The sequence below is a fragment of the Corallococcus sp. AB049A genome (assembly GCF_003668885.1).
GTDB classification, from domain to species: Bacteria; Myxococcota; Myxococcia; order Myxococcales; family Myxococcaceae; genus Corallococcus; species Corallococcus interemptor.
On sequence record NZ_RAWL01000334.1, the window covers coordinates 1 to 9,772 of the forward strand.

The window sequence follows — 9,772 nt, forward strand, 5'->3', positions numbered from 1 at the left end:
AGCCCATTCCCCAGGCCCCGACCGGAGCCCCGCCGCCCAAAAAAGGCGGCTTCGGCGCCGCGCTGTGGCGCTGGACGAAGCGGCTGCTCGTGCTGGGCGTCGTGGGGCTGGTGCTCGTCATCGGCGTGTGCGTGGGCACGTACGTCTACTTCAGCCGCGACCTGCCCTCCGTGGAGTCGCTGCGCAACTACCAGCCGCCGCAGGTGACGAAGGTGACGTGCGCGGACGGCTCGCTCTGCGCCGAGTACGCGCTGGAGCGCCGCACGCTCATCCGGATTGAAGACCTGCCGCCGCACGTGCGCAACGCGTTCCTCGCCGCCGAGGACGCGGACTTCTACAAGCACGAGGGCCTGGACCCCTTCGGCATCCTGCGCGCGGGCGTGAAGAACCTCATCCCCGGCAGCCGCAAGTCCGGCGCGTCCACGCTCACGCAGCAGGTGGTGAAGAACATGCTGCTGACGCCCGAGCGCAGCCTGGGCCGCAAGATCCGCGAGTGGATCCTCACCCCGCGCCTGGAGCAGGCGCTCACGAAGGATCAGATCCTCAGCCTCTACATCAACGGCGTGTACTTCGGGCAGCGCCGCTACGGGCTGGAGGAGGCCGCGCTCTTCTACTTCGGCAAGCACGCGAAGGACCTGTCCGTGGGCGAGGCCGCCGTGCTCGCGGGCACCGTGCAGTCGCCCCACCGCATCAACCCGGTGGCGAACATCACCCGCGCCAAGGCGCGCCAGCGCTACGTGCTGGAGCAGATGGCGGGCCAGGGCTTCGTGCCACGCCCGGTGGTGGAGGCGGAGAAGGAGAAGCCCATCGTGCTCGCGCCGCGCAAGCCGGTCAGCGCGGGCGCGTACTACGCGGAGGAGATCCGCCGCACGCTGATTGAGCGCTACGGCGAGAAGACGGTCATGGAGGGCGGCCTGCGCGTGGACATCGCGCTGGTCCCCAAGCTCCAGGCCACCGCCGAGCAGGCCGTGCGCGACGGCCTGGAGGCCCTGGACCGGCGCCAGGGCTACCGGGGCGCGCAGGGCAAGCTGGAGGAGGCGCAGTGGAAGCGCTACCGCGAGCTCATCGTCCAGCGCATCGACGAGGCCGGCCGCCGCCAGAAGGACCAGGGCTACGTCGCGGACCTGGCGCCGCTCGCGCAGCCTGTGGCCGCGCCGGCTCCGGCGGCCAAGACGCCCACCACGCAGGAGGTGGAGGGCGCCGAGGAGCAGCAGCCCGCCGCCCTGGCCGCGGACACGGACTCAGAGGAAGAGGAGGCCCGGTCGCCGGAGCGTGAGCGCGTGGGCCAGGTCCTCCTCAAGCCCATGGAGGAGGGCCTGCGCCTCACGGGCTACGTGATGGAGGTGGACGTCAAGCGCAACGTGGCGCGCGTGGACCTGGTGGGGCGCACCGCGGAGGTGTCCTTCGCGTCCGTCAGCTGGGCGCGGCAGAAGAAGAAGAGCGCGCCCAAGGACATCTCGGACGTGTTCACCCCCGGGGAGCTGGTGTTCGTGCGCGTGCTCAAGGCCCCTCCGGCGCCGGCCTTCGTGGAGGCCACGTTGGATCAGGTGCCCGTGGTGCAGGGCGGGCTCGTGGTCATCAACCCGGCCAACCGCAACGTGGTGGCCATGGTGGGCGGCTACGACGCGGAGCGCTCGTCGTTCAACCGCGCCACGCAGGCGAAGCGGCAGCCGGGTTCGTCGTTCAAGCCGTTCATCTACGGCGCGGCGCTGGCCAGCGGCCGCTTCACCCCGCTCTCCATGGTGAACGACGCGCCGGAGTCCATCCGCGACCCGTACACGGGCAAGACGTGGCGGCCCAAGAACTTCGACGGGCGCTTCGAGGGCCCCATGACGCTGCGCACGGCGCTGAGCAAGTCGAAGAACACGGTGTCCGTGCGCCTGATTGAAGCGATCACCCCCGCGACCGCCATCGACTTCGCGCGCCGCGCGGGCATCCGCTCCGCGATGCCGGAGAACCTCACGCTGGCGCTGGGCACCGGCGAGGTGACGATGCTGGAGGCCGTGAACGCATACGCCACGCTCCAGGCCAACGGCCGCTACGCGGAGCCGCTGACGCTCCTGCGCGTGCGCGACGCGAAGGGCACGGTGCTGGAGGAGCACCAGCCGGCGTTCGAGGAGACGCTGCCTCCGGCGGTGGCGTACCTCACCACGTCGCTGATGCGCAGCGTGGTGGAGGACGGCTCGGCGCGCGCGGTGCTGCAGCTGAACCGGCCCGCCGCGGGCAAGACGGGCACCACCAACGAGTCCAAGGACACGTGGTTCAACGGCTTCACGATGGACTGGGTGGCCAGCGCGTGGGTGGGCTTCGATGACAACTCGCCGCTGGGCAGCAGCGAGACGGGCGGCCGGGCCGCGCTGCCCATCTGGCTCAACTTCATGCGCGTGGCGGAAGAAGGCCTGCCCGCGCGCGACTTCGAGGTTCCCCCGGGCGTCACCCAGGTGCGCATCGACCCGGCCACGGGGCTGCTCGCGGGCAACGCCGTTCCGGGGCGGATGGAGCCCTACCTGGAGGGCACCCAGCCCACCGCCGAGGCGCCGCCGCCCGGACAGGTGACGCCGGACAACTACTTCCTGGAGGAAGGTGGCAAAAGGGGGCTGTGAGTCGCTCGCTCCTGCCGCTGCTCCTGGTGCTCGCGTTCGCCCTGCCCGCCCGTGCGGACCAGGACGACGGCGCGCCTCCCGCCTCCGCCCGGCTGGCCCTCGCCGTGGCGGATGCCATTCGCGGTGCGCCCGCTGAAGCGCCCGTGGCCATCGTCCTGACCGGAAGCTCGGCGGAGTTGCGCCGGGCCTTCGGGACGCTGCTGGCCGCGCGGCTGTCGGCGATGAACCTGGGGCCGGTGGTGCTGGACGTCGCGCCGGAGCGCGCCGAGGCCGCCGCCCGCGAACAGGGGGCCCGCTCGCTGGCGAGGCTCACGCTGGACGTGGAGGGCGGAGAGCTGACGGCCCGAGGCGACGTGCTGGGCACGTGGGTGAACTTCTGGTCCGGCCGCACGCCCACGCGTCCGCCGAAGCCCGCCGCCGCCGTGGCCGAGGGCGTGGAGGCGGACGCCACGGTGCTGGCGCTGGCGTCGGTGGGGATGCCGGCCTCGACGGCGCAGGGCCCGGGTCCGCAACAGCGGCGGCCGGTGCGCCTGCTGGGCGCGGTGTTCGCGAGGCTGGAGACGCCGCTGGGCGCGCTGGCGGCGGGGGACCTGGACGGCGATGGCCGGGATGAGGTGGCCGCGCTCACCGAGCACGAGGTGGTGGTGTTCGGCGCGGACGGGCGGGTGCTCGCGCGGCGGGAGCTGGAGGGGACGCCGGCCGCGGCGACGACGCGGGAAGCCTTCGGAGCGCTGGCGGTGCTGACGGGGCCGCCGAGGCTGGCGGCCTGGAGCACGCGGTACGCGCGCGGCGAGGTGATGGTGCTGGACAAGGCGAAGGGGACGCTGCGCGCGACGGGGACGCTGGACGCCGCGCCGCTGGGGACGGGGGAGCGAGGGGCGTTCCTGCCGGGGCAGACGCTGTTCGGGCCCGAGGTCCGGCTGGCGGACGGGCGCGCCGTCACGGTGTCCTCGCCCTTTGGCACGGCGAGCTTCGCGGCGCAGCGCATGCTGTTCGTGCACGCGGACGGCACGGCGTCGCTCTACGCCCGTCCCGCGTCGGCGCCGGCGAAGCTGGCCGGGCTGGGCGCGGGCAGCGCGCTGGGAGACCTGGATGGAGACGGGGTCCCGGAGCTGCTCACCACGTCACCGCAGTTCCAGCCGGCACCGGACGCGCTGCGGGTGCTGTCGTTGAGCTCCGACGCGCCAATGGCGCACGAGCCGCTGTGGCAGGGAGCGCTCCCGCCGGGCCGCGCGCTGTACGTGGTGACGGCGGACCTGGATGGCGACAAGCGCCGCGAAGTCGTCGTGGGTTCATGGAAGCCGGACGGCACGAGCGAGCTGTTCCTCCTGCGCCAGGGTGCACCGTGATGATCCGCTCCGCCCTCGTGGGCCTCGTGCTTCTCTCTTCCGCGCCGGCACTGGCCGCCAGCCGTCCGCGCTACGGCGGCGAGCTGCGGGTGGCTCATGCGGGGCCGCCTGAAATCGGTGAGCCCTCGCTCGCGGACACGCCGATGGAGGCCGCGCTGCTGGGCCTGCTGACGCGGCCCGTGTGCCGCGTGGACTCCGGTGGACAGGTGAACCCGACGCTGGCGCGCGAGATGTCGCGCCCCGTGCCGCAGGCCCTGCGCATCGCGATGCCCTCCGCCGCCAGCGCGGCCGCCGTGGCCCGTGCGTGGACCCGGCTGTCCTCCACGGAGGCGCCGTCTCCCTACCGCGCGCTGCTGTATCCGCTGCGCGGAGAGGGCCGCCAGGTGACAGCGTCCGGCTCCTCGCTGGACCTGGCCCTGGCCTTCCCATGGCCCGACCTGGAACGCTCGCTGTGCCACCCGGCCCTCGCGACGCCGCCGTCGCCCGCGGCGGGTCCGTTCAGCGCCGCGGGCCGGGGCGTGCTGGAGGCCCAGGCCGGCTGGCCCGAAGGCCGTCCCTACCTGGACCGGCTGGCGCTCACCGCCACGGATGAGCGCGGCCTCGCACGGCTGTGGTCCTCGCGGCAGGTGCAGGTGGCGCTGGGCACGCCGCCCGACAACGACACCCTCACGGGCGCCGCGCTGTACGCGACCTATCTGGCGTACTCGCCCCGGAAGGTGCCCGCGGACTTCCGCCAGGCCGTGGAGAGCGCCATCGACCGCGAGGACCTCACGCGCCTGTTCGTGAAGGGCCCCGCCGTGCCCATGGCGAACCTGCTGCCGCCCGCGCTGATGCCTCCAGGCTCCAGGCCCAGGCCCGGCGCTCCTCAAGGAGGCGCATCCCGCAAGGTGACGCTCGCCTATGACGCCGCGCTGGCGGATCAACGCGCCGTCGCCGAGCGCATCCAGGTCAAGCTGCACGACCAGGGCTACACCGTCGCGCTGGAGCCCCAGTCGCGCGCCGCGCTGCGAAGCCGTCAGGCCAAGGGCGACTTCGAGCTGATGCTCAGCGCGTTCCTCCTGCCCCCCATCCCCGGCCCCGCGCTCGCGGTGGTGCTGGAAGCAGGAGGACGCAGGGACCTGCTCGGCGTGGAGCTGCCGCCCATCGGCGCCCTCACGGACGCGGGAGCCCGGGATGCCCGAAGCCGCGAACGCGCCCTGGTGCTCGCCCCCTCCGTGCCCCTCATCCCGCTGTACGCCCAGGGGCTCGCCATCCGGGCGGCACCGGAAGTGACGAGCCTCGCACTCGATGCCCAGGGCCTGCCCGTGCTCGAAGGCGCGTGGCTCGCTCCCGTCGAGGCCTCGGGCGGAGGAGGCCGGCCATGAGCCCCACCCACCCGGCAGCCTCCGGGAAGGAACGGCCCGCATGCGTCTGAGGACCCGGCTCGCGCTCGCCTTCGCCCTGCTCGCGCTGGTGCCGCTGGCCATCGTCGTTCCCCTGACGCTGACGCGCCTGCGCGACACGCTGTCGCGCGAGCTCGACGCGCGCATGACGGCCGCCACGGCTTCCGCGCAGGAGTCCCTGGAGCGCTCCGGCGCCAACGCGCGCCGCGCCGTCGAGGAGCTCGTTGAAAGCCCCGCCATGGAGGACCTCGTGCGCGACGCGCGCACCGCCCCCTTGCGCGTCATCCAGGCCAACACCGCTGAAGGCCTGATGAAGAGCCGCGGCCTCACCGTGCTCACCCTCTTCGACCGCAACGGCACCGTGCTGTCCTCCGGCCACCTGCCCGCGCGCCGTGGAGACCCGGACCGCGCCCTCTTCGCCGTGACGAAGGAGAAGTCCTCCAAGCCCGTGCCCGTGCGCGTGGACGTCCGGGGCGACGCGGGCCTGCGCCAGGTCCCCGCGCTCGTCACCGCGCGCCCCGTGGACTACGGCGACGTGCGCCTGTGGGCCGTGGGCGGCGTGGTGCTGGATGACGGCCTGGCCCAGCACCTGGCCCGCCTCACCCAGTCCGACGTGACGCTCCTGTCCGGCGACACCCAGGTGGCGCACGCGGGCAGCGCGGCCCCGCCCACCGTGGAGCAGGTGCTGCCCCTGGGCAACGTGGCCTCCGTGCGCCTCACCTTCAGCCGCGCCGCCGCCCGCGAGGCCGAAGAGGGCGTCATGCGCGCGTTCCTCCTGCTCGCGGGCCTGGGCCTGGGCTTCGCGGCGCTCCTGGGCCTGCTGGTGTCCCGCTGGATGACGCGGCCCGTGGAGGCCCTCACCTCCGGCGCCCGCCGCGTGGCGGAGGGCGCGCTGGACGTCCAGGTGACAGCCCGCGCCACCGGCGAGGTGGGCGAACTGGTCCGGACGTTCAACCACATGACGTCCGAGCTGAAGAACACCACCGAGCGGCTGATGGCCACCGAGCGCATCGCCGCGTGGCAGGAGGTCGCCCGGCGGCTGGCGCACGAAATCAAGAACCCCCTCACCCCCATCCGCATGTCCCTGGAGACGCTGATGGCCGCCCACGAGGCGCGCCACCCCAGCTTCCCCACCCTCTTCAAGGAGAGCGCGGGCGTGGTGCTGGAGGAGGTGGAGCGGCTGCGGCGCATCGTGGACGAGTTCAGCCGCTTCGCGCGCCTGCCCAAGCCCCAGCTCGCCCCCGTGGACCTGAGCGAGCTCACCCAGAGCGTCCTGTCGCTCTACGCCGCGCCGCCCGAAGGCATCCAGCTGGTGCCCGCGCTCCAGACGGGCGTGGTGGCCCGAGCGGACAGAGATCAGCTCACCCAGGTGCTCGTCAACCTGGTGAAGAACGCGGAAGAAGCCATGACGGGCAAGGGCGGCGCGCTGCGCGTGCGCGTAAAGGGCACCGACGCGGACGCCATCGTCGAGGTGGAGGACGAGGGCCCCGGCATCCCCCTGGAGCACCGCGCCCGCATCTTCGAGCCCTACTTCACCACCAAGGACGGCGGCACCGGCCTGGGGCTCGCCATCGCCGCGCGCATCCTCCAGGAGCACGGAGGCCGCCTGGAGGTCGGCGGAGAGCCCGGCCAGGGCGCCCGCTTCAGCGTCGTGCTCCCCCGCGCGAGCTGAGCCCCGCGAGCAGGAAGGCCCGGCACCTCGTGGAAGAGGTCCCGGGCCTTCGGGCACCGCACGGCGCGGCGCGGTCCGTCAGTCCTTGACGGGCGTCGCCTTGAGGGCGGCCTTGCCCTCCTTCACGTAGACCTGGAAGCGCACCGTCTTGCACGCGTACTTCGTGACGAGCTGCTCCTTGTTCTTGCGCAGCTTCTGCACGAACTTGTCGTACGTCAGGCCGTCCGCCTGTTCACCGCAGCGCTCGCGCGTGGTGACGAACTCGCGGAAGACGTCCTGGAAGTGCTGCTCCTCGGACAGGGCCGCGGCCGCCGCGCTGTTGACGCCCGGCATGGGCAGCGGAATCGCCTGCGGACCGTTGGAGCGCGGGGCCGGCATCGGGATGGCCTCCGACGTGGGCCGGGTGCTGGCCTGGAGCAGCTCGCGCGGAATCGCCGCCACGCGCGTCGTCTCCGGGGACTCCGGCTCCGAGGACTGCGCCGCCGCCAGCGCGAACGGGTTGGCCGCCTGCTGCAGCGAGTACGCCGCCGTGGGCTGATCCTCGAAGGCGAACGCGCCGTGGCGCGGCGCCGCCGGGGCCAGGGGCTCCGCCGCGGGAACCGGCTGCTCGAAGGGCATCGCGCCGCCCTGCGCGTACGCCGGAGGCGGGCTGAACGGCTCCGCGGCCGGCGGAGGATAGGCCGCGGGCGGAGACGGGAACGGGAACGCGTCCGCGCCCGCGAACGGATCCGCCGCCGGGGGCGCTCCGAACGGAGAGGGCGCGGCGGCCTGGGGCGGCGGCATCGCGAACGGATCCGCGGCCGGCGGCGGCATCGCGAACGGATCCGCGGCCGGCGGCGGCATCGCGAACGGATCCGCGGCCGGAGCCGGAGTGCCCGGGAACGGGAACGCGTCCGCGCCGGAGAACGGATCCGCGGGCGGAGGAGCCGCCGAGCCGAACGGGTTGGACACCGGCTCCACGTGGGCCGCCGACCCGAACGGATTGGACAGCGGCTCCGCGTGCGCGGCCGGCGCGAACGGATCCGCCACCGCGGGCACGGGCGTCACAGCGGCCGGAGCCGGAGGCGAGGTCTGGGCCACCGGCTGCGCGGCGGGCGCCTGCTGCGCGGCCATCGCCGCGCCCCAGCCCAGCGTGTCCGAGCCGCCCGACACGGTCTCCTCGTCGGAGGCCTTCTTGCTCCCGCCCATCAGCGCCGTCCACACCAGGCTCAGCACCAACAGGCCCGCGAGCGCGAGCAGCGCGGTGTGCTGGTACGCGGCCAGCGGAGCCAGCGTCGCCGCCGTGCCCGCCAGGACCACGACCTCATACGGCGTGCCCGTCAGCGCCTGGCGCGAACCCACGAACAGCGGCGCCTGGCCGCCCATCGCGTCGCCCTTCGTGAAGGCGGGCAGCTGCACGGGGCCCAGCGCCTGGAGCGAACCGGACTCCAGCACCGCGTCCTTCGTCCCCACCGTCAGCCGGGGCAGCGAGCCCTCCAGCCGCGCCTTCTCCGCGCCCACGCCGCCCACCAGCTTGTCGCCCTGCACCAGCCCCACCGCGGCCGCGCCGGACGCATCCAGCGCGCCCTGCAGCGCGGCGTCCGCGGCCAGGGGCGCGCCCACCACCAGCGTCACCGCCGGAGCAGGGGTCCCCTCACCGCTCCACGCGAGCGGCACGGACGCGAACACGTGCGCCGCCCCGAAGGCGTCCACCACGGACGTGCCCGCCTTGGCGAGCGCCGCGACGTCCAGCGCCGCGGTGTCGGAAGAGGGCTCGGCGCCCGCACGCGCATGGAACGCCGCGTCGCCGGCCACCACCGCCACCACCGCGCCCTGGAGCTCCTGGGGCAGCCCGGCCTGGGCGGCGGCGCGCAGCGCGCCGAAGCGCTCCGCGGTGAGCGGCAGCGGCCCGGACGTCTCCTCCGCGTCCTTCGAGCCGTAGCGGTCGCGCGGAGACTTGGGCGCGGGCGCGGGGTTCAGCGCGCGCACGGCGGCGGCCATCTGGGGGCTGCCGGCCAGCTTCAGCGCCAGGGATTGCACTTCCGCGCGGCGTGCCTCCACGCGACGCGCGACCTCGCCGGTGCCCGACGCGGCCTGCAGCGCTGCACCTTCCACCGCGCGCGCACCCAGGGGCGCCGACAGCATCGGGAGGTGAGCCAGGCCCAGTCCGAGGACCAGGAGTGCGAACAGCAGGAACTTGAGGCGGACCATCGCCGTCCTTTAGCCCAGGGGTGAGGGGTCCGCTTATAGCGTCCACCGTTCGACCCCAGCAAGGAACTGGCCCGAAGGAACCCGGGGGCCGGATGCCTGGCTGGCATCCGGAATTCCCGGGCCCTTCGGTCTGTCACGCCCGCTGTGACTGCCTGCTAGTAGTTCGTCGCGTCCGCGTTGAGGTCGAACGGCATGCCGCTGTTCCCCATGCCCTGACGCCGGCGCTCCACCGCGCGCTTGATGGCCTTCTCCAGGCGGTCACGCGTTGCGTCGATGGCCTGGAACAGCGTCTCCGACGTCTCCGTCACGTGAATGGACTCCAGACCGGGCATGCGCACCGTCACCCGGCACTCCTTGTCCACGCCTCCCTTGGGCCCGTTGATATCCACGAGCGCGATCTCGATCTCCGACGCCTCGTCCTCGGCGAACCGTTCGATATGCGCCACCAGATGCGTGTCGACGTACTGCTTCAGGTTGTCCGTCAGCCCCAGATGCACTCCCCGCAGCTGCACCTTCATGGATTCACCTCCGGGCACAAACATGGGCAGTCCCCCGCCCGCCCGTGAGGGGCTGTCG

6 protein-coding genes are annotated in these 9,772 nt (G+C 73.6%); 4 read left to right on the forward strand and 2 right to left on the reverse strand.

Annotated elements, in window-relative coordinates; genetic code table 11:
* The first annotated feature begins 5 nt into the window (after positions 1–5).
* Genes D7X55_RS28775 through D7X55_RS28790 form a run of 4 tightly spaced genes read left to right on the forward strand, consistent with a single transcriptional unit; the run spans position 6 to position 7,006 of the window.
* Positions 6–2,603 carry a penicillin-binding protein 1A gene (locus D7X55_RS28775; protein ID WP_306437753.1) on the forward strand — a complete coding sequence of 866 codons (2,598 nt, stop codon included), beginning with the start codon at positions 6–8 and terminating at the stop codon, positions 2,601–2,603.
* Entirely contained in the window at positions 2,600–3,952 is a 1,353-nt protein-coding gene (locus tag D7X55_RS28780; protein WP_121724723.1) for a VCBS repeat-containing protein, read from the forward strand. Before D7X55_RS28775 ends, D7X55_RS28780 begins: the two co-directional genes overlap by 4 nt.
* The gene (locus tag D7X55_RS28785; RefSeq protein WP_233610126.1) at positions 3,952–5,316 is read left to right on the forward strand and encodes an ABC transporter substrate-binding protein; all 1,365 of its coding nucleotides are present in this window, start codon (positions 3,952–3,954) and stop codon (positions 5,314–5,316) included. The genes D7X55_RS28780 and D7X55_RS28785 overlap by 1 nt, the downstream gene beginning before the upstream one ends.
* A 40-nt stretch (positions 5,317–5,356) precedes the next feature.
* Complete coding sequence (locus tag D7X55_RS28790) at positions 5,357–7,006, forward strand: ATP-binding protein (protein ID WP_120552604.1); 1,650 nt, start codon at positions 5,357–5,359, stop codon at positions 7,004–7,006.
* Positions 7,007–7,084: 78 nt separating this feature from the next.
* Here the strand turns inward: D7X55_RS28790 and D7X55_RS28795 are convergent, their stop codons facing one another.
* Positions 7,085–9,196, reverse strand: a complete 2,112-nt coding sequence (locus tag D7X55_RS28795; RefSeq protein WP_121724725.1) for an MXAN_5187 family protein — start codon at positions 9,194–9,196, stop codon at positions 7,085–7,087.
* A 155-nt stretch (positions 9,197–9,351) separates the two neighbouring features.
* Positions 9,352–9,772 (reverse strand): ribosome hibernation-promoting factor, HPF/YfiA family (gene hpf / locus D7X55_RS28800; protein ID WP_233610127.1); only part of this gene is annotated, 421 nt, incomplete at its 5' end.